The 24,401-nt window shown below is 59.4% G+C and carries 24 protein-coding genes; 16 read left to right on the top strand and 8 right to left on the bottom strand.

Translation table 11 applies throughout. The annotated features are described in order from the left end of the window. Positions 1-6: 6 nt before the first annotated feature. From nrdR to ACO08A_RS28365, 8 genes are all read left to right on the top strand, one after another. Positions 7-483: a transcriptional regulator NrdR gene (gene nrdR / locus ACO08A_RS28400; RefSeq protein ID WP_421982451.1), complete on the top strand. Its 477-nt coding sequence runs from the start codon at positions 7-9 to the stop codon at positions 481-483. Between the two features lie 19 nt (positions 484-502). Further along, positions 503-1,627: a bifunctional diaminohydroxyphosphoribosylaminopyrimidine deaminase/5-amino-6-(5-phosphoribosylamino)uracil reductase RibD gene (gene ribD, locus ACO08A_RS28395; RefSeq protein WP_422039198.1), complete on the top strand. Its 1,125-nt coding sequence runs from the start codon at positions 503-505 to the stop codon at positions 1,625-1,627. Position 1,628: 1 nt separating this feature from the next. Next, positions 1,629-2,240: a riboflavin synthase gene (locus ACO08A_RS28390; protein ID WP_422039197.1), complete on the top strand. Its 612-nt coding sequence runs from the start codon at positions 1,629-1,631 to the stop codon at positions 2,238-2,240. Positions 2,241-2,387: 147 nt separating this feature from the next. Further along, the gene (gene ribH / locus ACO08A_RS28385) at positions 2,388-2,837 is read left to right on the top strand and encodes a 6,7-dimethyl-8-ribityllumazine synthase (protein ID WP_422039196.1); all 450 of its coding nucleotides are present in this window, start codon (positions 2,388-2,390) and stop codon (positions 2,835-2,837) included. Between the two features lie 5 nt (positions 2,838-2,842). After that, a complete protein-coding gene (gene nusB / locus ACO08A_RS28380; protein WP_422039194.1) occupies positions 2,843-3,361 on the top strand; it encodes a transcription antitermination factor NusB in 519 nt (172 codons plus the stop codon). 1 nt (position 3,362) lies between these two features. After that, positions 3,363-4,361 carry a thiamine-phosphate kinase gene (thiL, locus tag ACO08A_RS28375; protein ID WP_422039193.1) on the top strand — a complete coding sequence of 333 codons (999 nt, stop codon included), beginning with the start codon at positions 3,363-3,365 and terminating at the stop codon, positions 4,359-4,361. 362 nt (positions 4,362-4,723) lie between these two features. Then, positions 4,724-5,947, top strand: coding sequence for an MFS transporter (locus tag ACO08A_RS28370; protein ID WP_422039192.1), 1,224 nt, complete (start codon positions 4,724-4,726; stop codon positions 5,945-5,947). A gap of 218 nt (positions 5,948-6,165) precedes the next feature. Continuing rightward, positions 6,166-8,304 (top strand): sodium-translocating pyrophosphatase, encoded by a 2,139-nt coding sequence (locus ACO08A_RS28365; protein ID WP_421982456.1) that lies wholly within the window; start codon positions 6,166-6,168, stop codon positions 8,302-8,304. Between the two features lie 96 nt (positions 8,305-8,400). Here the strand turns inward: ACO08A_RS28365 and ACO08A_RS28360 are convergent, their stop codons facing one another. The 3 genes from ACO08A_RS28360 to ACO08A_RS28350 all read right to left on the bottom strand — a co-directional run bounded on the left by ACO08A_RS28360 (position 8,401) and on the right by ACO08A_RS28350 (position 11,148). Beyond that, positions 8,401-9,378 (bottom strand): glycosyltransferase, encoded by a 978-nt coding sequence (locus ACO08A_RS28360; protein ID WP_422039191.1) that lies wholly within the window; start codon positions 9,376-9,378, stop codon positions 8,401-8,403. 6 nt (positions 9,379-9,384) lie between these two features. Beyond that, the gene (locus tag ACO08A_RS28355; protein WP_422039190.1) at positions 9,385-10,329 is read right to left on the bottom strand and encodes a UDP-glucuronic acid decarboxylase family protein; all 945 of its coding nucleotides are present in this window, start codon (positions 10,327-10,329) and stop codon (positions 9,385-9,387) included. Between the two features lie 381 nt (positions 10,330-10,710). Continuing rightward, on the bottom strand, positions 10,711-11,148 hold the full coding sequence (locus ACO08A_RS28350) for an outer membrane protein assembly factor BamE (protein WP_421982459.1): 438 nt from the start codon (positions 11,146-11,148) through the stop codon (positions 10,711-10,713). Positions 11,149-11,262: 114 nt separating this feature from the next. Here ACO08A_RS28350 and ACO08A_RS28345 point away from each other — a divergent pair, with 114 nt between their 5' ends. The 6 genes from ACO08A_RS28345 (at position 11,263) to ACO08A_RS28320 (ending at position 15,704) form a co-directional block, all read left to right on the top strand. After that, positions 11,263-11,811, top strand: a complete 549-nt coding sequence (locus ACO08A_RS28345; RefSeq protein ID WP_422039189.1) for a ubiquinol-cytochrome C chaperone family protein — start codon at positions 11,263-11,265, stop codon at positions 11,809-11,811. Between the two features lie 21 nt (positions 11,812-11,832). Continuing rightward, positions 11,833-12,402: a YceD family protein gene (locus ACO08A_RS28340; protein WP_422039188.1), complete on the top strand. Its 570-nt coding sequence runs from the start codon at positions 11,833-11,835 to the stop codon at positions 12,400-12,402. A gap of 213 nt (positions 12,403-12,615) precedes the next feature. Then, positions 12,616-13,680, top strand: coding sequence for a phosphate acyltransferase PlsX (plsX, locus tag ACO08A_RS28335; RefSeq protein ID WP_421982462.1), 1,065 nt, complete (start codon positions 12,616-12,618; stop codon positions 13,678-13,680). Next, on the top strand, positions 13,677-14,654 hold the full coding sequence (locus ACO08A_RS28330; RefSeq protein ID WP_422039187.1) for a beta-ketoacyl-ACP synthase III: 978 nt from the start codon (positions 13,677-13,679) through the stop codon (positions 14,652-14,654). The genes plsX and ACO08A_RS28330 overlap by 4 nt, the downstream gene beginning before the upstream one ends. A 143-nt stretch (positions 14,655-14,797) precedes the next feature. Then, the gene (locus ACO08A_RS28325; RefSeq protein ID WP_023003819.1) at positions 14,798-15,112 is read left to right on the top strand and encodes an integration host factor subunit alpha; all 315 of its coding nucleotides are present in this window, start codon (positions 14,798-14,800) and stop codon (positions 15,110-15,112) included. A gap of 10 nt (positions 15,113-15,122) precedes the next feature. Further along, the gene (locus ACO08A_RS28320; protein ID WP_422039186.1) at positions 15,123-15,704 is read left to right on the top strand and encodes a MerR family transcriptional regulator; all 582 of its coding nucleotides are present in this window, start codon (positions 15,123-15,125) and stop codon (positions 15,702-15,704) included. Between the two features lie 13 nt (positions 15,705-15,717). Here the strand turns inward: ACO08A_RS28320 and ACO08A_RS28315 are convergent, their stop codons facing one another. From ACO08A_RS28315 to ACO08A_RS28305, 3 genes are all read right to left on the bottom strand, one after another. Beyond that, positions 15,718-17,121 (bottom strand): hypothetical protein, encoded by a 1,404-nt coding sequence (locus tag ACO08A_RS28315; protein ID WP_422039185.1) that lies wholly within the window; start codon positions 17,119-17,121, stop codon positions 15,718-15,720. Positions 17,122-17,221: 100 nt separating this feature from the next. Continuing rightward, on the bottom strand, positions 17,222-18,475 hold the full coding sequence (locus ACO08A_RS28310; protein ID WP_422039184.1) for a glycerophosphodiester phosphodiesterase family protein: 1,254 nt from the start codon (positions 18,473-18,475) through the stop codon (positions 17,222-17,224). Between the two features lie 87 nt (positions 18,476-18,562). Beyond that, positions 18,563-19,798 carry a cytochrome P450 gene (locus ACO08A_RS28305; protein WP_422039182.1) on the bottom strand — a complete coding sequence of 412 codons (1,236 nt, stop codon included), beginning with the start codon at positions 19,796-19,798 and terminating at the stop codon, positions 18,563-18,565. A gap of 699 nt (positions 19,799-20,497) precedes the next feature. Here ACO08A_RS28305 and ACO08A_RS28300 point away from each other — a divergent pair. Then, complete coding sequence (locus tag ACO08A_RS28300) at positions 20,498-21,202, top strand: hypothetical protein (protein ID WP_422039181.1); 705 nt, start codon at positions 20,498-20,500, stop codon at positions 21,200-21,202. On the opposite strand, the gene ACO08A_RS28295 is transcribed toward ACO08A_RS28300, so the two are convergent. Together ACO08A_RS28295 and ACO08A_RS28290 are read right to left on the bottom strand one after the other, a co-directional pair. Then, a complete protein-coding gene (locus ACO08A_RS28295) occupies positions 21,129-21,641 on the bottom strand; it encodes a hypothetical protein (protein WP_422039180.1) in 513 nt (170 codons plus the stop codon). The two genes, ACO08A_RS28300 and ACO08A_RS28295, sit on opposite strands and share 74 nt — an antisense overlap. A gap of 330 nt (positions 21,642-21,971) precedes the next feature. Beyond that, complete coding sequence (locus ACO08A_RS28290; protein WP_422039179.1) at positions 21,972-23,414, bottom strand: hypothetical protein; 1,443 nt, start codon at positions 23,412-23,414, stop codon at positions 21,972-21,974. Between the two features lie 346 nt (positions 23,415-23,760). Here ACO08A_RS28290 and ACO08A_RS28285 point away from each other — a divergent pair, with 346 nt between their 5' ends. Further along, positions 23,761-24,363: a VPLPA-CTERM sorting domain-containing protein gene (locus tag ACO08A_RS28285; protein WP_422039178.1), complete on the top strand. Its 603-nt coding sequence runs from the start codon at positions 23,761-23,763 to the stop codon at positions 24,361-24,363. Positions 24,364-24,401: the final 38 nt, after the last annotated feature.

Genomic DNA, 24,401 nt, shown 5'->3' with positions numbered 1-24,401 from the left:
TGAGAAATGAGATGTCCGTTTTGCGGTGGCGAGGAAACCCAGGTCAAGGATTCCCGTCCGACCGAGGACAACACGACCATTCGCCGCCGCAGGATCTGCAACACCTGCGGCGGCCGTTTCACGACATTCGAGCGGGTTCAATTGCGTGAACTCATGGTCCTGAAACGGTCCGGTCGCCGTGTGACGTTCGACCGCGAGAAGCTGATGCGGTCCGTCCAGATTGCGGTGCGCAAGCGACCCGTCGATCCCGATCGCATCGAACGCATGGTCAGCGGCATCGTGCGGCAGCTTGAAAGCTCCGGAGAAACTGAAATTACCGCCGAGACCATCGGCAATCACGTCATGGAGGGGCTGAAAGGCATCGACGATGTCGCGTATGTCCGGTTTGCCTCCGTCTACAGAAATTTCCGAGAAGCCAAAGATTTTGAAGCGCTCCTGGACGAACTCAGCGATTCAGAGAACGCGCCACTAAAAGACCAATGATCTTTGCGATTTGATTGACATGTCTTGTGTAACCACGACCGATACGCGGTTCATGGCCGCGGCCGAACGTCTTGCCCGCCGCGGACTTGGACGCGTCTGGCCGAACCCTTCCGTTGCGGCCCTGATCGTCAGGGAAGAGCAGGGCGGACCGGTCCTTGTAGGCCGTGGCGTCACGTCCCGGCCGGGCATGGCCCATGCCGAGGTGAATGCGCTCCGGAACGCCGGCGAGAGTGCGCGCGGCGCCACCTGCTATGTCACGCTGGAGCCGTGCTCCCACTATGGCCGCACACCGCCGTGTTCCCTGGCACTCATCGAAGCCGGGGTCGCGCGTGTGGTCATCGGGATGCTGGATCCCAATCCGCGTGTCGCCGGACGCGGCGTGAATATGTTGCGCGATGCAGGCGTTGAGGTCGTCGTCGGCGTGCGTGAAAAGCAGGTGAGGGATCTCTACAACGGTTTCACGCTCCGCCAGCTCAGGCAGCGGCCGCATGTCTTCCTGAAACTTGCCGTGTCGAAAGACGGCTTTATCGGCCGCTCCGGCGAGGGACAGGTCAAGATCTCGGGTCCATTATCGATGCGCAAGGTGCACGGGTTCCGTGCCGAGTACGACGCCATTCTGGTCGGAACCGGAACCGCGCTTGCCGATGATCCGCAATTGACATGCCGATTGCCGGGGCTCGCACAGCGCTCGCCGGTCCGCGTGATCGTGGACCGGTGTGCACGCCTGCCGCTGGAATCGAAACTCGTCCGCACCTGTGTTGACGTTCCGGTGTGGCTTGTCTGCGGCAACGACGCCGACCCGGACAAGATCGAGCTGCTGGCCGCCGCCGGTGTCAACGTGATCCGGGTGCCGGCCGGGGACTGCTCCATCGATCCCGGGGTTGTCTTGAGCGCGCTCGCAACCCGGGGCATCACCCGGGTGATGGTCGAGGGAGGTGCGCGCATGGCGTCGTCTTTCCTGGAGGCAAACCTGGTCGACGACCTGTGTGTCGTCACCGGAAATCTGGTGATCGGTGAGGGCGGCATCCCGGCGCTGCGGGATCTTGCGCTTGAAGATGTGCTTGCAGACCCCAAATTCGAGCGGGTCGATACCGGCGCGTTCGACCAGGACCGTTTCGTATACCTCAGACGCCGTGGAGGCTGACATGTTTACCGGCATTGTGACCGACATGGGTGAAATCATCGCCATATCCGATATCCCGGCCGGCAAGCGGACACGGATCCGGACGTCCTATGACACGCAGTCCTTCGACATCGGGGCGTCGATTTCCTGCTCCGGCGTTTGCCACACGGTCACGCGGAAGGCGAATGAGGCGGGCGGAAACTGGTTCGAAGTGGAGTCGGCCGCCGAGACTCTCGCGCTTACGACCGTTTCCGACTGGCGGGAAGGCCAGAAACTCAATCTGGAACGGTCCCTCACGCTTGGGGCCGAACTGGGCGGACACCTGGTTCTGGGCCATGTCGACGGCATAGCGCGCGTCGTCAAGCGGCAAGATCATCCCGACTCGGTCTACTTCCAGTTCGACGTGCCCGAAGACGCGGCGCCGTTTATCGCCAAGAAGGGTTCCGTTGCGCTCGATGGCACATCGCTCACCGTCAACGAGGTCGACGGCTGTCTTTTCTCCGTGTTCTTGATCCCCCATACGCTCGAAGTCACGACCTGGTCGGACCGCAACGTCGGCGACGGGATCAATCTTGAAGTCGACATGATGGCCCGCTATGCCGCGCGACTTGCGGAATTCGGCAAGAACGGGTAGGGGACGTTCCAACCTCTCGCAGGAACACGCCATCGCTGGTCCGGCTGCGCGCATGTCGTCCGGTTCTGGCTGCATTGCACGATTGACGCTGGACAAGACGTGACAGACGTGGTTCCTGTCGCCGCCCCATTTAGGATAGACTGACCCATGAGCGCTGCATCGAAACTGTTGATCATCGAAGCCCGGTTCTATGACGATCTGGCCGACGCGCTTGCCGAGGGAGCCATCAAGGAAATTGAGGCTGCCGGAGCGAGCTACGACCGCATCGCCGTTCCCGGGGTGCTCGAAATTCCGGCGGCGCTTTCCATGACGATGACGGCGATGGAAAACGACGGGGTTCTTTATGACGGTTTCGTTCTGCTTGGTGTGGTAATCCGCGGCGAGACCACGCACTACGACATCGTCGCGAACGAATCCAACCGGGTTATCATGGACCTGATCGTTGACGCCGATCTTGCCGTTGGAAACGGTATCCTGACCGTCGAGAACGATGAACAGGCCTGGGCGCGTGCCAAGGTCGGGGACAAGAACAAGGGCGGTGCCGCGGCGCGGGCAGCCCTCGACATGATCGCGTTGCGCGAACGCCTTGGAGTGTAGCAAGAATGACCGGCAAGGCCGACCTGGACCGACCTGAAAAGACAGTGCGCCCCGCCAACAAGCGCGGCGTTGCGCGGCTTGTCGCCGTCCAGGCCCTGTACCAGATGGATGTCGGCGGAGCGCCGCTCACGAGCGTCGTCAGCGAATTTACCGCGTTCCGTCTCGGCAAGGAAATTGACGGCGCGCAGTATCGCGATGCCGATGAACAGTGGTTCAAGCAGATTGTCGCTGGGGTCGTTGAGGACCAGAAGTTTCTGGATCCCTACATCCACACCGCGCTGACCGAGGGGTGGCCACTGAAGCGCATTGACAGCCTGTTGCGAGCGATCCTCCGGTCGGGCTCCTATGAGCTTCTGCGCCGCAAGGACGTGCCCGCCAAAGTGATCATCTCCGAATATATCGACGTGGCGAAAGCCTTTTTCGAGGACGACGAACCGGGCCTCGTGAACGGTGTCCTGGATCGGCTCGCACACGAGCTGCGCAACGCGGAACTCGACAGTGGCAAGGCGGACGGCGCGTCCTGACATGTCGAAGGACCGTCCCGGCGAATTCGAACTGATCAAGCAGTTTTTCGCGCCGCTGGCTTCCGATCCGGGCAGTCTGGGACTGACCGATGATGCTGCGGTGTTCGTGCCGGAGGCCGGATATGACCTGGTCCTGACGAAGGACGTGCTTGCAGCCGACGTGCATTTCTTCAAGGACGATACGCCTGAGGCAATCGCGTCCAAGGCGCTCAGGGTGAACCTCTCGGACCTTGCGGCCAAGGGCGCCCGGCCACGCGGCTACCTCCTCGGCCTGGCGCTGCCCGCCGACTGGACAGAGGCCTGGCTTGAGCGGTTCTGCGCCGGACTGGCGGCGGATCAAACGACTTTCGATGTCCGGCTGCTCGGCGGAGACACGATACGCTCCGGCAACGGCCTTCAGGTTTCCATTACCGCGATCGGCCAGGTCGCAGCCGAACGGACGGTCCGGCGGTCAGGTGCGAAACCGGGCGATGTCCTCTTCGTCACGGGCACGATCGGCGATGCGGCCGCGGGCCTCAAGATACGCCTCAACAAGCTGTTCTCCACAGAAAACAAGCTGACGGACGCGCAGGAACGTCATCTGCTCGACAGGTACCTCATCCCGAGGCCCCGCTTGGCCTTGAGCGATCTCCTGACCGAACTTGCGTCGGCTTCGATGGACATTTCCGACGGTCTGTTTGCGGACAGCGCTCATATGGCGGCCGCTTCCGGTGTGGATCTGGAAATAGATCTTGCGCGAATTCCAGTCTCGCCGGCTTTGCAGCAGCTGCAGTCGACTTCCCGCGACGCCTACAAAGCGTGCCTGAACGGCGGCGACGACTATGAAATCCTGGCGGCCGTCCCCATGGTCGGAGCACCCGCGTTTCAGACCCGGGCCGCGGCAGCCGGGTGTCCGGTCACGGCAATCGGAGCTGTCGTTGAAGGCCGGGGGACTGTAAACTGCCGTGAAGACGGGACGATTTCAGCCTGGCGCGACGACGGCGGATTCACGCATTTCTGAGTAGCGGGACGCCATGTCGACGCATGTTGTCCGCTAGGGTACGGACCCATAAATGAAGCCATTTTGCCGTCCTTCGGACTTGGCCGTTTTGGCCATCTTCATCGTCGCGAAAGGCTTGAAAATGAACCACATTTCCTGCGCTTTCGCTTCTCGCAGCTGGTCAAAACGATACAAACCAAATTGACTTCATTTATGAGTTCGTACCCTAGTCACCTGAATCTGAAGTTCGCTTCGGAGACTGCTGCAGCAATGATGCGATCTTCAAATTCACCGCACGAGCATTTTACCAGCGGATCGGACCGTGTTACCCGTTCGCCTTGTTTCCTTCTATGCCGCAACCGGCCAATCCCGAGACCTGATGCATGACCACCGCGCAGCCGGAACACTTCGTTGATGATCACCTGGCGAAACGCAACGCCCTCTTGTTGTCGCTGGCCCAGGCTCTCGGCGGGGCATCGGCGTCGATCGTGATCGCGACGGGGCCGCTGGTCGGTTACATGATGCTCGATCAGGACAAGTCCCTCGCCACGCTGCCCGTGTCCGCGATGGTTCTGGGAACCGCGTTCGGGACGATACCGGCCGGAATGATCATGCGCAGGTTCGGCCGCAGGGCGGGCTTCACCGGCGCGGCGATTCTTGGGGTGCTTTCCGGACTGCTTGCGTCTTTCGCGGTGTTCCGGGACAATTTCCTCTTGTTCTCACTGGCCTGTTCGATGGGCGGTTTTGCTGGCGCTTTCGTACAGCAATACCGTTTCGCCGCCGCAGACACCGCGAGCGATGCGTTCAAACCCAAGGCGATCTCCTGGGTTCTGGCCGGAGGCGTTTTGGCAGGCATCGTCGGTCCTCAGACGGTGATCGCGACAAAGGACATGTTCGCGCCGATCATGTTCGCCGGCACCTATCTGGCGCAGGCCGGACTGGCACTTGTGTCTCTCTTTCTGCTCGTCTTCATCAGGATACCGAAGCCACCGGTTCAAAGCAGCACGAAAGCAGGTGGGCGGCCGCTGCGAACGATCATGGCGCAGCCCAGGTTCATCGTCGCGGCTGCCTGCGGGATCTGTTCCTACGCCCTGATGAGCCTCGTCATGACCGCGACGCCGCTTGCCATGATCGCCTGCGGCCTGTCGGAGACAGACGCGGCGCTCGGCATCCAGTGGCACGTGCTGGCCATGTTCGGGCCGAGTTTCTTCACGGGCAGTCTCATTGCGCGGTTCGGCAAGGAACGGATCGTTTCAATCGGCTTGAGCCTTCTTGCCGGCTGTTCGGTCGTGGCCTTGATGGGGATCGAGTTGGCGCATTTCTGGACGGCGCTGGTCCTGCTCGGACTGGGCTGGAACTTCGGTTTCATCGGTGCCACGGCCATGCTGACCGATACCTATCGGCCGGAGGAACGCAACATGGTTCAGGCCGTGAACGATTTTCTGGTGTTCGGTTTTGTCGCCGCGGCGTCGTTTTCCTCCGGAGCGCTTCTCAACGCCTTCGGATGGGAAACGGTCAATGTTCTCGTTTTTCCGTTTGTTGTGCTTTGCATCGGATTGCTTGTCTGGCTGGTCCTTGCTGAAAGAAAAGCAGTTACAACCGCTTAAAGTATCTTCCTGAATCTCTTTCGTCGGTGCAGCAAAAATACTGCACTGCAACAAATCTTGTCGCAACGGAAGAGTGAAATTAAACGATGTGAGAGCTTGACGAAACGCTCCGCTTTGTTGCTATCGTGTGCGCGCCTCACGCTGAGGAATCTGTGCGGGGTGCGATCTGGCGGCAAAAACAACGATAACAAGTATCCGCCGCAGTTCTGGGAGGAAGTATGATCGAGCTTGTCATCATTGTTGTTTGTGGCCTCTTGTCCATTGCGTATGGCGCATGGGCGATCCAGTCCGTCATGGCGGCGGACGCGGGAAATGCCCGCATGCAGGAAATCGCGGGAGCGATTCAGGAAGGGGCCAGTGCCTATCTCAACAGGCAGTACACAACCATCGCCATCGTCGGCGCGGTTGTTTTCGTGCTCGCGTGGATACTGCTGTCCGGGCCCGCGGCAATCGGTTTTGCCATCGGGGCCGTCCTTTCAGGAGCTGCCGGTTATATCGGCATGATGGTCTCGGTTCGTGCCAATGTGCGCACGGCGCAGGCCGCCAGCCAGAGCCTTGGTGCCGGGCTGGAAATCGCCTTCAAGGCCGGTGCCGTCACCGGCCTTTTGGTTGCAGGCCTGGCGCTGCTGGGTGTCGCCGTCTATTACGCCATCCTGACAGGCATGATGGGATACGAGGCGACGGACCGCACGGTTATCGATGCACTCGTCTCACTGGGCTTCGGTGCCTCCCTGATCTCGATCTTCGCGCGTCTCGGCGGTGGTATCTTCACCAAGGGCGCCGACGTCGGTGGTGACCTTGTCGGCAAGGTCGAAGCGGGTATCCCGGAGGATGATCCGCGCAATCCGGCAACGATTGCCGACAACGTCGGCGACAATGTCGGTGACTGTGCAGGCATGGCGGCCGACTTGTTCGAAACCTACGCGGTGACCGTGGTGGCAACCATGGTTCTGGCATCGATCTTCTTCACCGGCGAAGCCGCGACCGACCTGATGCTGCTGCCGCTTCTGATCGGCGCAAGCTGCGTCGTGACGTCGATCATCGGCACCTTTTTCGTCAAGCTCGGCGAAAACAACTCGATCATGGGTGCGCTCTACAAGGGCTTTATCGCAACATCTGTGCTGTCGGCTGTTGCCCTGGCCGTGATTGTCTTCGGCTGGCTGGGATCCGGCACCGAGTACACCACGTCCGGCGGAGCCACCTTCACCGGTTTCGACCTGTTCGTGTGCGGTATTGTCGGCCTGATTGTGACCGGACTCATCATCTGGGTGACGGAGTATTACACCGGGACGGAATACCGTCCGGTGAAGTCGATCGCCCAGGCCTCGGTCACCGGTCACGGCACCAACGTGATCCAGGGTCTCGCGGTTTCTCTGGAGGCGACAGCGCTTCCGGCGATCATCATCATCGCCGGTATCCTGGTGACCTACAGCTTTGCCGGATTGTTCGGCATCGCGATCGCGGTGACCACGATGCTTGCGCTTGCCGGAATGGTCGTGGCGCTTGACGCCTTCGGGCCGGTCACCGACAACGCGGGCGGCATCGCGGAAATGGCGGATCTTCCTGCGGAAGTTCGTACGACAACGGATGCGCTCGATGCGGTGGGGAACACGACCAAGGCCGTGACCAAGGGCTACGCGATCGGGTCAGCGGGTCTGGGTGCACTCGTGCTGTTCGCAGCCTACACGGAGGATCTGAAATACTTCTCCAGCACGGCTGAGGAAGGATCGATCTTCGCGGGCATCAACGTGGACACGCTGTTCACGCTCTCCAACCCCTATGTCGTTGCCGGATTGCTGTTCGGCGGACTGCTGCCGTATCTCTTCGGCGGTATCTCCATGACGGCCGTCGGCCGAGCTGCCGGAGCCGTGGTGGAGGAAGTCCGCCGCCAGTTCAAGGAAAAGCCGGGCATCATGGAGGGCACGGAGCGTCCCGACTACGGGCGTGCCGTGGACATGCTGACCAAGGCCGCGATCCGCGAGATGATCATACCCTCGCTGCTGCCGGTTTTGTCGCCGATCGTCGTGTTCTACGTCGTTCGCGCGGTCGCCACGCCGGCGGATGCGTTCGCCGCGCTCGGCGCCATGCTGCTCGGCGTGATCGTGACCGGCCTCTTCGTGGCCATCTCGATGACGGCAGGGGGCGGCGCCTGGGACAACGCCAAGAAGTCCTTCGAAGACGGCTTTACCGACAAGGACGGCGTCACCCACGAAAAAGGCGGCGAAGCGCACAAGGCGTCCGTCACGGGCGATACGGTCGGCGATCCCTACAAGGACACGGCCGGACCCGCGGTGAACCCGATGATCAAGATCACCAACATCATGGCGCTCCTGCTCCTGGCGATCCTGGCACACTGACGGAAACCTCCCGCTCGCCCTGCGAGCGGGAATGCTTCTGCCGAAACGAATAACGGCGGGTCTCTCAGGAGGCTCGCCGTTTCTTTTTTGGATGGATCAGGAAACGATTTTGCTCTGGGGTGAGATCTGCCGGCTAACCAGGATTTCATCGATGAAATCCTGGTAGTCGAGTTCCGACGTGACCGTTCCGCTGCGGACGACCCCGGTGAGCATGAGGGTCATGAGCGCAAGGACGCCGGTCTGCAGGAACATGAGGATCATGATGCCGAGCACGACCGACGCCCAACCGGGCGTCGAATAGCCGATGGTCTTCAGGATGACGGCCGTCGATCCGAAAACGACGCACAGTGCGGCGACAATCGCCGAGGCGATGCCGACGCGCACAAGAACGTCCTCGGCGAAGACCATCATGCCCTTGAAGCCATGAAGCGCGAGGCCGACGAAATTCATCTTCGACTGGCCGGCATAGCGCGGACCGCGGTCCTGGGGGCAGGTCGCAATCCGGAGCTTGGACGCGAGAACCGCCGATGCGACATGGATCGACAGCTCCGGCATGGCCGCCAGGCGTTTGACGCCCATCGGCTTCATCGCCATGAAGTTGCCGAAGCTGATCGTCCGGCCGGTGATGATGCGGAACAGGCGCTTGTAGATCTTGTAGAAGGTCTTGAAGCGCATCGTCTCGAAGCGGCTCTTGCGCCGTGCAACAACGACATCGACATCGTCCTTGCTGAGCACGCTCAGCAGTTTCGGTATGGAAGAGGGGAGATCCTCCCCGTCGGAATCCATCACGACCACCAACTGGTTGTCGCTGATATGCGTTGAAACATACCCGACGCCGATCGCGATCGCCTTCTGGTGGCCGACATTGCGTCTCAGCTTCAGGACGGTTCCCCTGGCGCCTGCCTGGTCCAGGCTTGAGGTATCAAGCGGCTGTTTGACCGAGCCGTCGTCGACGGCAACGATATAGACACTGTCGCCGAGCTCTGCCTGCAGCTCCTGGAACAGCCGGCTGCTGGCCTCGAAGTCTTCGTAGACCGGTGTGACGATAATGATGCGGGCGTCCGTCGGGATCATCAAGGTTCACAGTTCCCTGAAATAGGTGATGGTCTTCTTGAGTCCCTCTTTGAGGGGGATTTTGGGAGCCCAGTCAAGTTCCGACTTTGCCAGCGCGATGTTCGGCTGACGCTGTTTCGGGTCGTCATGCGGAAGCGGGCGGTAGATGAGTTTCGAGCTCCCGCCGACGAGGTCCAGAACGGTTTCTGCGAGTTCGCGGATCGTGAATTCGGACGGATTGCCGAGATTGATCGGCCCGGTCAGTTCACCGGGCGAGGCCATCAGGCGGACGAAGCCGTCAATGAGGTCGTCGACATAGCAGAAGCTGCGCGTCTGAAGCCCGTCTCCGTAGATCGTGATGTCGTTGCCCTGCAGGGCCTGCACGATGAAATTGCTGACGACCCTCCCGTCATTGGGGTGCATGCGCGGCCCGTATGTGTTGAAGATGCGGGCGACCTTGATCTCCAGGCCGTGCTGGCGGTTGTAGTCGAAGAAGAGCGTTTCCGCGCAGCGCTTGCCCTCATCGTAACAGGAGCGGACGCCAATCGGATTGACGCGGCCCCAGTAGTCTTCGGTTTGCGGGTGAACCTCGGGATCTCCGTAGACCTCGCTCGTGGAGGCCTGAAAGATCCGTGCCCTGGTGCGCTTGGCGAGGCCCAGCATGTTGATGGAACCGTGGACACTCGTCTTGGTCGTCTGGACCGGGTCACGCTGGTAGTGAACGGGCGACGCCGGGCAGGCGAGATTGTAGATCTCGTCGACCTCTAGATAGATCGGAAACGTGACGTCGTGCCGTTGAAACTCGAAATGAGGGTTTGCGAGCAGATGGGAGATGTTGTCCTTGGTGCCGCTGTAGAGATTGTCGATGCACAAGACATCGGCACCTTCATCCAGAAGGCGCTCGCACAGATGCGACCCCAGAAACCCGGCGCCGCCCGTGACGAGAATTCTTTTCCTGTTCGCAACTTTCATGAATTGAATTCCCGCGCCCTGGGTTCTGTTTCTTTGTTTTGATCACCTCCGCACCCCGAACCTGGGTGAGGAGGCCTGAAAAGCCGTTCGGAAGGCTGTTCGCGCCACTGGCTTGCAGGCGCTTGCGCCATTCCCTTGAACACATGCGGTTTACTCTGAAAGCGGCAGCTTTCACAAGCTCGGCCTTATGCGTCGGTGTAGAGCAGGGGCAAGGCGCGGTCCCAGGGACGCTGGTTCCGCCGGCACTCAATGGAACAGGGGCCGAAGGAGAGGGCGGTTGACGCCCGGAAACAGCAGTTGCGTTTCACCAGACCGACTGGCGTAGCAGCGAGCTGACCTGCCGCTGCGCGCCGTTGTCTGTTTTGCCTGGGTGTCCGTACCCTAGAGCCCAAGACCCGGGTTGGTCGCACCCCGGAGGATCTGCGTCAGGAAGCCGTAATCCGCACCGCCCGTGCGTGTCTTGCGGGTGACGATATCGACGATCTTGCCGTCTTCGAGCGTGTAGTTGCCGATATCCTGAACAAATCCGTCATCGTCGAAGTAGATCGCCACGACGCGTTGCTCAACGATGTCGGGGGACAGAAAGGCCGTGGTCGCCGTTTTCTGGGAGATATAGTAATAGGCATCCCCGCTCAGGCTTGAAGTTGTCGAGGGCGAGCCTAGAACCAGTTCAACCTGCTCTCGGCTGGAACCGACCTGCACCTGGTTCAGCATGGATGTCGTCACCACATGTCCATGCGTATAGGTGGAGGTGAAGCAACCGCCGAGCGGCAGGGTCGCCAGAAGCGGAAGGATCAGGGCGCTCGCCTTGAAGTTCATCTAAGAAGTCCCGTTTCGCCAGGCCACACCGGCCGATCTTGTATTTCGTTGCTTGGCAAATTCACTATCGTGGGATAGGGCACAAGGCAACACCTGAGTCAAATGGAGACGGTCATGGTATTCGGCCTGTTTCGCCGCCGGTCCACAGAAGCTGAACACGAGGTCTATTGTGAAATCGTGGCTCAAGCGCGGCAGCCGGAGTTTTATACAGACTTTCTTGTACCGGATACGATTGACGGCAGATTTGATCTTATCGTTCTGCACGCCGTGCTTTATTTCAGGCGGATGCGCGGCGAGGGCGCGAAGGTCTCGCAATTCGCCCAGGCCGTATTCGATCTGTTTTTCCAGGACATGGACGCCTCCCTCCGTGAAATGGGCGTGAGCGACACGCGCGTTCCGAAGAAGGTCAAGGTGATGGGGGAAGCCTTCTACGGCAGGGCGGATGCGTATATTCCCGCCATTGACGCTGCCGACGCGGAAGCGCTCGCAGCCGCGGTGGGACGCAATCTGTTTCCCGACAATCCCGAGCCGATGGCGCAGATGCGTCTTGCCAGGTATATGCTGGACGCAGCAGACATAATGTCGGGACAGGCAACCGCTGACCTCATGCAGGGAAAGCTGAGTTGGCCGAATCCTGCAGCCTACAAGGATTTGCCGGTGTAAACGGCAGCGGAAAACCGGAAAATGAAAAAAGAAACATTCCCATACGCTTTCAAGGTGAATGCGAATCGGGTCGTCGACAAGGATGAGACGATCACCGTGAAGCCCGATGCCGCCGCTCTGGAAGCAATTGCCGCAGCGTATGACTTCGTTCGCATCCGCGACCTGGAGGCCCGCTTCACGCTGAAACCCTATCGCAAGGCCGGTGTCCGGGTCGTCGGCCCGGTTCTGGCGTCGGTGACGCAAACCTGCGTGGTGACGCTGGAGCCCTTCGAAAGCGAGCTGAAACTGGAGGTGGACCGGACCTTCGAACCGGCGTCGAGCAGGTCCGGCAAGATCCGGGATCTGAACGACGACGGCGAGATCGAGATCGATCTCGAGGCCCTGGATCCCCCCGATCTTGTCGTTGACGGTGTCGTTGACCTCGGAGCGGTCATTTGCGAGGAACTCGCGCTTTCGCTCGATCCGTTTCCGCGAAAACCCGGCGTGGAGTTTCAAGGTGGCGAGACGGAAACCGGCGAGGAAGACGAAGGCGAGAAGGAACCTTCCCCTTTCGCGGCGCTGGAGGCTTTAAAATCCGGGCAGGAAGACTGAAATAATGGGTTTCGTGGTGCGTGCCGGGCATCTGTGCAATGTCATAGGCGGATGTTTTGGGCGTAAGTTCGGAAAGAGTTCAGGAAAACGGTTGTCACTCCGGGCAAAACCGTTATGTTCGCGCCCGACTCCAGCCCCTTCGGGAAGGGTGTTGACCCGTAGGTGCGCTGACCTGTGCCGTCCTTTTGTGTGAAACGTTAAAAGACCTTCTGAATGGCGAAGACAATTACGATTTCCTTGGATGCCATGGGCGGCGACAGCGGGGCCGAAGTCGTTATTCCCGGCGCAGAGATCGCACTTGTTCGTCACCCCGAGATCCGCTTCCTGCTTTACGGAAACGAGAACGTCATTCGCCCGTTGCTGGAACAGTACCCGCGCGTGCGGGACGCGTCGGTGCTGCATCATTGCGATGTTTCCATCGCCATGGATACGAAACCGAGCCAGGCATTGCGGCAGGGCCGCTGGCGCTCCAGCATGTGGCGATCCATCGAAGCGGTGAAATCCGGTGATGCCTCCGTGGCCGTCTCCGCCGGAAACACCGGCGCCTTGATGGCCATGTCGAAATTCTGTCTGCGCACGATGGCCAATATCGAACGACCGGCCATCGCCGCGATCTGGCCGACCACGCGCGGGGAGTCGGTCGTTCTGGATGTCGGGGCGACGATCGGCGCCGATGCGCAGCAACTGATAGACTTCGCCATTCTCGGCGGGGCGATGGCGCGCGCGCTGTTTGGCGTTCAGCGCCCGAGCGTCGGTCTTCTCAACATCGGTGTCGAGGAGGTCAAGGGGCTCGAGGACGTCAGGACCGCCGGGCGGCTTCTGCGGGAAACACCGCTGCGTTCCCTCGAATATGCAGGCTTTGTCGAAGGGGATGATCTCGGCAAGGGTACGGTCGATGTCGTCGTGACAGAGGGATTTGCAGGCAACATTGCGCTCAAGACAGCCGAAGGCACTGCGAAGCAGATCGGCAGTTACTTGCGCTCCGCGATGAATCGAACCTTTATGTCCAAGATCGGGTACCTGTTCGCCAAGGGTGCCTTTGACCTGCTTCGTGAAAAAATGGATCCGCGCAAGGTGAACGGCGGCGTCTTTCTCGGGCTGAACGGAATTGTGATCAAAAGCCATGGCGGCACGGACGCTGAAGGCTATGCTTCAGCGATTGATCTGGCCTATGACATGGTGAAAAACGAATTGACGCACAAGATCGCGCAGGATCTTGTGCACTACCATCGCGGCCGCTTCGCTGAAGCCGCGCCGACAACGGAAGGTGATTTGTGAGCGTAATCCGTTCGACCGTGACCGGGTGCGGCAGTTATCTGCCCGACAATGTTCTTACCAATGACGATCTTGCAAGGCAGGTCGACACGTCCGACGAGTGGATCGTCCAGCGGACCGGCATCAGGCAACGTCACATTGCCGCCGAGGGCGAGGTGACGTCCGATCTCGCGCTGGAGGCGGCGCGCCGTGCGCTGGACAGCGCCGGGCGCAAGGCGGAAGACATCGATACGATCATTCTTGCAACTGCAACGCCCGACAACACGTTTCCGGCAACCTCCGTGACGGTGCAGGCCAAGCTGGGCATCACCCAGGGCTTCGCCTTCGATGTGCAGGCCGTCTGTTCTGGTTTCGTCTATGCCATGACGACGGCGGACGCCTATATTCGCGCAGGCGTGTCCGAGCGCTGCCTCGTCATTGGCGCTGAAACCTTCTCCAGGATACTTGACTGGGAAGACAGGACGACCTGCGTGTTGTTCGGCGACGGCGCGGGAGCCGTGGTGCTGGAGAAAACCGATGGCTCGGGCACGAATGTCGACCGGGGCGTGCTCACCAGCCACCTGCGCTCGGACGGCCGCCACAAGGATAAGCTCTTTGTCGATGGTGGACCATCGTCGACGCAGACGGTTGGACATCTTCGCATGGAAGGCCGTGAGGTCTTCAAGCATGCGGTGGGCATGATCACGGACGTCATCGAGGACGCATACGCGGCAACGGGATTGACGTCGGAGGACCTGGATTGGTTCGTGCCGCACCAGGCGAACAAGCGCATCATTGACGCGAGCGCGAAAAAGCTCGGCATCGCTCCTGAAAAAGTTGTCACAACCGTGCAGTTGCACGGCAACACCTCTGCAGCTTCGATCCCTCTGGCGCTCGACACGGCGCTGAAGGACGGACGTGTCAAAAACAACGATCTCGTGATGCTCGAGGCGATGGGTGGCGGCTTCACCTGGGGATCGGTTCTCCTGCGCTGGTAATCGGCGGCAAGTCCATTGCCGACAAATATTATCTTGAGGTGGAGTTCCGGTTGACCGGCCCGCCGTGAGGCAATACCGTAGGGCCTTGCGTTGGAGTTCCATTGCAAAATCAGCCAGATCGCTGGCATCTTTGTGGAGGGGTCATGGGCAATCGGACTATTACCCGTGCGGATTTGTGTGAAGCCGTTTATCAAAAGGTCGGCCTCTCGCGAACCGAGTCGTCAGAACTGGTCGAGCGTGTACTTTCTGAAATTTCGGACTGTCTTGTTACCGGCGAATCGGTAAAATTATCAAGCTTCGGTTCATTTGTGGTCCGTTCCAAGGGTGAGCGTATCGGCCGCAATCCGAAGACAGGTGAGGAAGTACCGATTTCACCGCGTCGCGTGATGGTGTTCAAGCCGTCAAACGTTTTGAAGCAGCGGATCAATGATGCGCTGACAGGGCAGGCAAGCAAATAACAACGACCGGATGACTTCACAGGAAAAAAGCCCGGACGCCTTTCGAACGATAAGCGAAGTCGCAGAAGATCTGGACTTGCCGCAGCATGTCTTGCGCTTTTGGGAGACACGGTTTTCCCAGATAAAGCCGCTCAAGCGCGGTGGCGGACGCAGATACTATCGTCCCGATGATGTCGAACTTCTCAAGGGTATCCGGCATCTTCTTTACGGTGAAGGCTACACCATAAAGGGCGTACAACGCATCCTGAAGGAACAGGGCCAGCGCTTCGTAACCCAGATCTGGCGCGAAGATGCCTCGCCATTGGCCACGATGACCGTGCAGGCCGACGAAGCCCAGCCGGACGTCGCATCGGAACAAACCCCCATGCCGGAAGAAGCCTTGCCCAATGGCGTTCTTCCGGAAAACAGTGAAGAGACATCTTCGCCGCCTGCGTCCGGCGGGATGAATTTCCTGAACAGGCTCAGGGGGGAAAAGCCGACACCGGGTTCGGCAACGGGGCAGTCAGCGGTTTCCAAGGAAGATATCCGCCGGCTGCAGGCGACCCTGTTTGAATTGCTGGAATGCAAGCGGACCCTGGATCAGGCCAGGTAACGCGTGCAGCCGGTCAGCCTGTTTTTCCGTTGAACATCTTTCCGATAAAGCCGCGCTTTTTTGTCGAAACGTCCCGGTCCTTCTGGGCGACCTGAGCTTCTTGCGCGAAACTCCTGAGTTCGGCCATGGACATGCGCTTGGGTTGAGGCTTCTTTGGTCTTGGCCGTTGCCCGGCCTCGACGCTTTCGGTTACCTGGTCGCCGGCGTCTGCCAAGACAGGTTCGGGAACCGGTTCTGCCGCAACCGCAATCGGAGCCGGTTCGTCTTCCGCGGGCATCGGAACGTCTTCCTCGGCGATGGCGACTTCTTCGTCCGCTCCGGCGTCGTTCAGTTCCGCCAACCGCTGCAGGATGGCAGCATCAACCGGATTATCCGGGTCCAGCTCTGCGTCGTCATCATCGAAATCCCGGAAATCGGCTGTTGCCGGAAGCCGGTGCTGCGCGGGAGCAGTTGGCGGATCGAGCGGAGCGCGATCGGTTTCTTCGGCGGCGGCGGCAGAAGCGTCTTGCGCAAGTTCGCTCTCAGCTTCGTCTGCAGGGACCTGCGCGTCACTGTTTCCGACTTGCAACAGGATCCGCCCCGGGGCGTAGCCCTCGGACGGTTCCATACGGATCTCGATTCTCTCGTCTTCGTCTCTGCCGAAAGACAGCCCGTCGGTTCCGATGCTGTCGGACTTGAGCGCCGTGCGAACGAAATCATAGACCTTTTCGACCAGATATTCGGGCGGTTGCGGACACGGTTTGATCTCCACGTACCGTCCCAAAAGCCATTGGGCACCGGCGGCGACGACACCGGTCAGTGTCTCGCCGGTCTTCGGATCGTCTTCGGAATACAGGTGACAGTGCAGGTAGAGGAGCAGTTCTTCTTTCGCCGCGGCCAGCCGCCTGAATGTCTCCGGTTCGAGCAGAAAGGTGCTCGGGCCCCAGAAGACCGAGACAGGGTCCGTCTCCGCCAGAAGGCCCGTCACGATCGCCTTGGCGAACGACATGGCCCGGAGCGCACGCTCCGTGTCCTCGAAAACGGCCTGATTGCCGGCGCCCGGGGCGCCGGAACCATTCAGAGCCGTCACGTTGTCACCGGAAACGGGCTGGATGGAAACATGCGTGCAGGCTGTCACCGCATCGTCGATGCGCTGGTCGCCCTTGATGAAGTTTTCAAGGGAAAATGTGTCGAGGGCAACCTGCAGATAGTCGTCTTCGGCAAACGGGATCGACTGCACGACCGACACTTTCAAATCCGCGATTTGAATGGCGATGTCGTGTTCAGAACCGCTTTCCTGCTGAACGCAGTCCTCCGCATTCAGCCCGACATGTTCGGCCGCTTCGGCAAGGATATGCCGGATCCTGTCACCGCCCAATGGCCGAAATTCCTGATGCAGGATCTGGCTGTCGACGCTTGAAAGAGGATGTATTTTCAACTCATTGACCGCAGACTGTTTTCAACGCTGCGTAAGGGTAAACAAAATCGGTGAACAAGGTATTAGCAAAGTTCACAATCCCGGCGTCGAAGGCACAGCCTCATTTCAATCCCATGCAACTGGCATAAAAGCTCGTCGTTGCCGGCCAGTCGGAAAAAATGCCTTCCACACCCACGTCTTGTGCAAGGACGTGCATGACGTCCATCATGTCTCCGTCACTGTCGATTGCCTCTCCCACGGTCTGGTAGTACCAGCCGCCACCCGAAGTGAGCGGGCCCGAACGCTCCAGCGTCCAGGTGATCAGCTTGAGCCCGGCTGCCTTGGCGGCTTCGGCATAGGGCGAGGGGACAATCTTGCCGTCTTCCAGGGTCAGGAGCACGAAAAGCGGCGGTGCCAGGTAATTGACGCCCATCTCCTTCAGTTCGGCCATGGAGGGGGAGAAGGTTGACGGGTCGAGGGGATTGAGATTGCGCCGCCCGTCGAGATAGACCGCCTGTTTGCCGAACTCTGGCTCGTTTTCGATCCAGTAGAGAACGTCCTCGAGATTGAAGGACTGGGCGAACACATCCTCCGCAGCCACACCGGCCGCCTTGTAGTCGTCGATCAGCTTCTGCGCATAGTCGGCTTGCGAAAATCCGTCGAACGGCATGGCAACCTTTGGTGCCTTCAGTTCCGGTGTGAACTTGACACCGAGATCCTTGAAGAGGTCGATCGACTCCGCGTGGGTCATCAGGGTTCCCGTATGGCCGTAAAGTTCGGTCCGCCAGTCCGCGGTTCCCTTCAGATAGTCGTCGACGGTTTGCGCGGTCTTGTCGGCGCTGTCCATCTTGCCGCGCAAGGTCCTGAACTCGGAAAGAGTGATGTCCGATGTCCGGCACTCGGCGGAAGCCGGTGTGTCACCTTGCGCCGGGACGAATGCGCCGGTGCATTTGCCGGCCAGATCCGTCGCGAGGATGTCCGTCGTCGTATGCAGATCGCTCTGCGAATGACGGCAGACAAGTTCCTTGTCCTTGGTGAAGGTGACGTCGCATTCCAGGATGCCGGCACCCATCAGCGCGCCTGCGCGGTAGCCTTCCTCGGTGTGCTCGGGAAATTGCAGCGGTGCCCCGCGATGGGAAATCGAAAACAGGGTCTTGTCTACCGGCTGGCCAATGCAGCTCTCAAGCTTTGTTTTCAGGTCGCTGTCCGCCATCTGGCTGACGAGATAGGCGGGGCGCGGGCCGACCGAAACTGTTTCCGCTTTGCCGGGAGAAGGCAATCCGGCAACCGCCAGCCCGGCGAGACAGACGGAAGCGGTCTGTTTGAGAAAACCGCCCTTGCGGGGGTGCTGTCGAAAATTCGCTGGCAAGGACATGGCAGGTTCTCTCGTTTTCAGGTTTATCTGAGAGCGGACCGGAAGGACACGCCCAGGATTTCGGGACATCCGGGACGCATGCCCGGCTCAGATATTTTTCCATCGAATACGGAGCGTTTCAGGTCCCCTGACCGATAAACCCCGTTTGTAGGACACAGTCTCTTCCACAAGTTCTATCGAATTGAAGCGTTTCAGCAAAGTCGAGAAAATGATGTCCATGTCGAGCCGCGCCAGGTGATTGCCGAGACAGAAATGCGCGCCGCGCCCGAATGCCACGTGCCAGTTGGGTACGCGCCCGACATCGAAGCGGTCTGGGTTCGGAAACTGCTTCGGGTCCCGGTTCGCCGCACCGTATAAGACACCGAACTTGGTCCCGCGCGGAAAGTCCTGACCGCAAATCTCGACATCCTCCGTGCAATAACGGTGGAAAAAGGGCAGGGGGGATTCGTACCGGAACATCTCCTGTACCGCTGTTTTCATCAGTCCCGGCTCGTCGCGCAGGCGCTGCAGTTCGGCAGGGAACGTCAGAAGCGCGTGCATGCCGCTGCCCAGAACGTCGATTGTCGAGCCGTGCCCGGCCATCAGGATCAGCATGGCCGTGGAGAACAACTCGTCATGCGACATGTGACCCTGTCTTTCCGCCTCTATCATGACCGAAAGGAGATCGTCCCTGGGGGCTTTCTCGCGGGCTGCCTTCAGCTCCAGAAGATAGTGATAGAACTCCGTCGTATTGCGTTCGGCGAGTTCCTTTCGGTCATCGGATCTGTCGATATCGAAGAACTGGACGATGTTTTCCGACCAGGTCCGGAGCTGCGGGCAGTCCGCGTCCGGCACGCCGAGGATGCGACCGATGATGTGCCCGGGGACATGTGCCGCAAGGTCTTCGACGAAATCAATCCCGGTTCTATCCTCGAGCGCGTCGAACAGCGTGTCCACATAAGCCTGAATGCTGGTGCGCAGGTTGTTGACCATCACCGGTGTGAACAGCTTGAAAACCTGCTTTCGCAGGCGGTCATGCACGTCGCCGTCGCTGTCGAGCAGGGAGAACTGAACGAAACGGCTGTGATGCGGCATGTCGTGCCAGTTGCCTGCACGTTTCTGTTCTGCGATTTCTTCAGCGTCGGCTATGTGATCGAGCGAGCGGACCATCCTGTCATTCATGACGATGTCCGACACATCGTCGAACCTTGCTGCCAGCCAGACATCGAAATCCTCGAAATAGGTCAGGCCCGGCCGGGCTCTCAGGGCTTCGTAAAAGGGATAGGGATCTTTCGCGAACGCATCGGACAGGGGATCGAAGGCGGGGAGCGGCGACGGGCTCATTCAGGTCTCACTGATCTGGAACGCACGGATTGTTGGCGGTGGTTCATTTCAAGGTCCGGGTTTTGCAAGGGACCGCCTTCTGACATCCGGCATTGAGGACAAGTTTTCAAGTTCCATCTGTTTTGCAAGGCAGCCGGGTACAGCGGGAAGAGGGGAAACGCGCCAATACCGCTGCACGACTCTCTCCAGATTTGACCGAAAACGTTTCGCTGCGCGAAGAAGAAGAGCACCTGTGTGGCAAAGGCCCGACGCGTGGGCAGCTTGGCCTGCGGAAATTTATCAATATCTGAAGCAGATGCCTGTATTTGCGTTTCGAACCCAAATCTATTCAGTTTATAGCGTGCGAAAACCGAATTTATCGAGTATATTAGCGGTTGTGATGGCTGCATCTGCCGTACTTTTGGGGCAGCTTTTAAGAAAGTTGCTGCCAATACGGATAATAGATAAAATTTTACTGGAATTTAACAGTCTTCATTTTCCAAATAAGTTCCAATTTATGGTAAATTCGCCGTTTTTTTCTAGTCAAAACAGCGAATAGGGAATAATACTGTGTCAGTGAGGTCCGGACCGATCCTGTTGCGGGATTGGAGCGGCTTCTGGTGTCCGCTCTCCACGGAAGACCGTTAGGAATATCATCCTGTTCATCTCCTGCTGATCGCGATCATGCGGACCTGCGACTTGACGTAATTGGGGGGTTCCTTGGGACCTGAAGACGTTTCGATCTTGTTCAATGCGTATTCAGCGTGCCGGGCCAGGCTCTACGGGCTCGGTTGCACGGCCCGTGTCCTGCGGGATTTCAGCGAAGTCATTCCGGCGCTTGAAAAGTGCGGCAAGGACGTCACCCCCTTTTTCCAGACGCGGTTTTTCGACTTCAACGGCCACAACGGTTTCTGCCACGTGGCCTTTGCCGATGACGAACCTGTTTCATTCTATTGCAGCCAGTTGTTCGATACCGGCGCGATGCAGTATCTCGACTACCACAGGGTGCAACTGTCCCGGATTTACGGGCCGGAGTATCCGGTCGACGAATCCTGGGTGTGTCCGCCGATGAAGGACATACAAGGCAAGGTCATCTATTCCGGCGATGCGTTGAATGTCTCGGGTCACGGCTCGGCCCGGCTGTCGCTGGAGCGGTTGGCGCTCATTGCGCGGATGAACCTGTATCTCGGGCTGGCGACGTGGCAGGACGCCAACGCGTGTGTCGGCCTCGCAAGAGCGGACAGGGTGCGCAAATCCCTGGGGGATATCTACGGGGCGTTCCACAGGTATCCCTACGCCACGAGATGGTTGAACCCGCCGGAGGACAGGAAGCAGGACGACATGTTCCTGTTCAACTGGCCGTCAGACGTTCTCTATCTTGCAAAAATAGATGCTCATGAAACTGCGCCGTCGTCGGCAGGGTGAGATTCACGAGAACCGGCTTCGGCGTGCCGAGCCACAGCCTTTCGATCAGACGATAATAGCTGACCGGTATGTTGGTGAGCGCGCCGGGAGGCGTCACCTCCATCTCGACGAGTTCAAAGACCCTGTCGCCCTGTGCGGCCCGTGCGAACCCGCCGGCAACGGCCTGGTCGAACTTGGGATCCTGGCTCCGGATTGCTGACGCGAAATCGCTGCCGAACTGGCCTTCCATCACTTCCTTGATGTAACTGCTCTGTCCGACATATCCGATCTGCGGGATATGGTCGCCATTGGCGGCGATCGACGTGAAGACGACACGATGAAACTGGGGCATGTCCGGCCGGAACTTTCCGTCCGTTGCCCTCAGGAAAGCCTCAAGCTCCTGTATGTGCTGACCCGCCAATCCTTTCATGTTCGCCGGATCAACGCGCTTGATTTGCATTCAGTTTCCTCCGCCTGTCACCGGAAGTCCCTTGGTCCGTGACAACTCAGAACGATTCTGCCGGATGTCTGTCCGGCACGGTCTTTCTTATAGGTCTTCATCGCGGCTCTGGAAGCGGCTGGATGAAAACACGCTTAATATAGCCATTTTCGATCAAGTTTGCACCAATCTCCGTGCCTGACAAAGCGACAGCCCGACTCAATTTCGAAAGACGGGAACATTACGATCCATCGTGGCCCGGATGAAAGCACATTTGCGGGAGCGAACCATGTTCGGCCCGTGTCGCGACTTGATGAAACCACGAAAACGCGACGTTTTTGTGCGCAGGCTTCACTTCACGTCAACGACCTCGACATTGCGCGCATCGATTCCATCGCGAAGGTCCGACTGATCCACCGTCAACGTGCCCTTGCCGTCGCCCTCTCTTGAAACGCGTATGCCCGTATCGTTGCCGTCGTCGTTTCCGGCGGTGGTGACCCTGTGGATGGTTACCGTGACCGTTCCCTGGCCCGCTTCGTCGAAGCGCAATCCGTTGCCGCCGTTTTTCCACGCGCCGACTTCGTAGACGACTGCTGTCAGGTCGCCCGGGCCTGATTCTGACGTCCGAAATCCGTCATCCGTGTTGTGATCGGCAAACGACCTGACATGGGAGATGACGGCATTGCCTGCGTCTTCCTCGTCCAGGTCGACACCTTCGTCGAGATTGCCGGTGATTTCGCTGTCGGTCATCGTCACGACCAGGTCGCCGTCACCTGCTTCGTCGATGTCGATGCCGTCATCAAGATCGATTGAGAATTCATACTCTTCGACGAACCCGGACGCATGAAGCGATATCTCGCGTTCAAAACAACGGTCGTCCGGCGAGCCGGTCACGGCTGCAGGGAGGTCGGCTTCGCTTTTCTCCCCATCATCGAACTCCCCATCGGGCTCATCGGGCAGATAGCTGTGCAGGATCCTGGGGTCGCAGTAATCGCCGTTGTCTAGAAACCGGTTCTCGACGGCAGAGGCGTAAACGCTCCCGGCATCGCCTTCATCGAGCTCCACGCCGTCCGCGCCCACCTTGCGGAAGACGGAGTTGTAGGAAACGAACGTGATGTCGCCGTCCCCGCGTTCGTCGACCCGGATCCCGTCGGCGTCAAACGCGCCGAGACCCACTCTCTCTATCCTGACATCCGTAAGCTGCGCATTGATGGAGGCCGGGGCACCGTCGCCACCGCCGCCGCTGCCGCCGCCGCATGCGTCGGCAAGGTCGCAATCCGAAATATGTATGCCATGATAGGCAACGCCGGACACCGAGACGTTTTCAAGCGTCATATGAACGACCCCGGTCTGATCGTCTCTCACATCGAGAAAAATACCCTTTCCGCCTGAGCCGGCTTCGTCGCCGCGGTTTTCGATGCTGAAGCCGCCCGGGCCCTTGAAATGGAGTTTCGAAACGGAAAGGTCGGCGCCCTCGGAGATTTCGAGCAGCGTCACGTTTTCCCGGGCATGAACCGTCTGTCCGTTGCCGTATATTTCAAGAGGTGCGCGGCCCGAATAGGCAAGGGTTGTTTGAATGTCGATGTCATCACCCGTCACGATGAAGATCGGCCTTGTCTGGGTGTCCCGGGACGCCGTCTCAAGTGCCGTACGAAAGGACCCTTCGCCGGTGTCTGCGCCGGTCGTGACGAGAAGTGGAGCGGAGGCAGGAGAAGGCGATACTGCAAGCACCAGCAGAATTGGTGCGGCGCACGCGCCCGCGCTGGACAACAGACGGTTCCTGATCATGGTCATTGGCAAGGCTCCTTTTCAGTTTCCGCGTCCTGGTCCGGCCCATCTTTTTCAGCGGACTGAAGCCGGCCTGGGCATGCAACTTGGGCGTCGCAGCGCCGGTTGGAGCAGCCTACACCACAGCCTAAGGTATCTCCAATCCGCAACGGTTTGATCTGTCCCGATGGCAGTGGACAGTCCCGTGCGACGTGTGAGGACGGGCGGATCGCGTGGAGCGCGTTAACCATGAAGTATTGAACGACGCTACGTAAGGTTAAAGAAGGCCTGAAATGCGTTGACACATCAGTCGCCAAGCAGCTACGAAGCAGCTGTAATGCATAAAAGTTGAATCAATAAAAGAGATTTTCAGATGCTTGGAACTGTGCGCGCTGTGATTGCAGCAGGAATTCTGTTCGCGGGGCCAGCTGCCGCCACCGCGGCACCCATGTGGAATACGGTCGGGGCCGGCGGCTTTGACAACGGCTACGCGACCTCCATCACGTATGATGCCAACGCGGCACGCGGCAGCGCAAACGATCGCGGCAACGCTGAGAATGCGCTCGGTGCGCATGACGGTTCGTTTTTCGAGATCGGTTTCGGAAGCTATATCGACCTGACTTTCGGAACGCTTTTCGATACGAGCGTGTCCGTTTTCGAAATCACGTTCGGAAATGTTCTGAACTGGCCTGAGGCTGCCCAGATCTTCGTGGGCGACGGGATCAATTTCCAACTCATCGCATCCATCGGCAATGACGATGCCCAGGGCGGCGGAGTGGTGCCGATAGCGCTGGCCGGGACATTCGACACGGTGCGTATCATGGACACGTCTCCGACCCGCGGATTGTCGACCGGTGGCTTCGACGTCGACGCTGTGCGCGTCACGCCTGTGCCGCTTCCGGCGGCCTTGCCACTTCTGGGAGCAGGGCTCGCGGTACTTGGATTTGTTGGCTGGAGGCGGCGTCAGGCTGCGTAAGCCTGCGTCCCGTTCAGGAATTCGAACCCGCTCGGCAT

Source organism: Roseibium sp., from assembly GCF_965232425.1.
Taxonomy (GTDB): domain Bacteria; phylum Pseudomonadota; class Alphaproteobacteria; order Rhizobiales; family Stappiaceae; genus Roseibium.
Note: the sequence above shows the minus strand (reverse complement) of the source record. Positions and strands in the feature narration are given on the sequence as shown.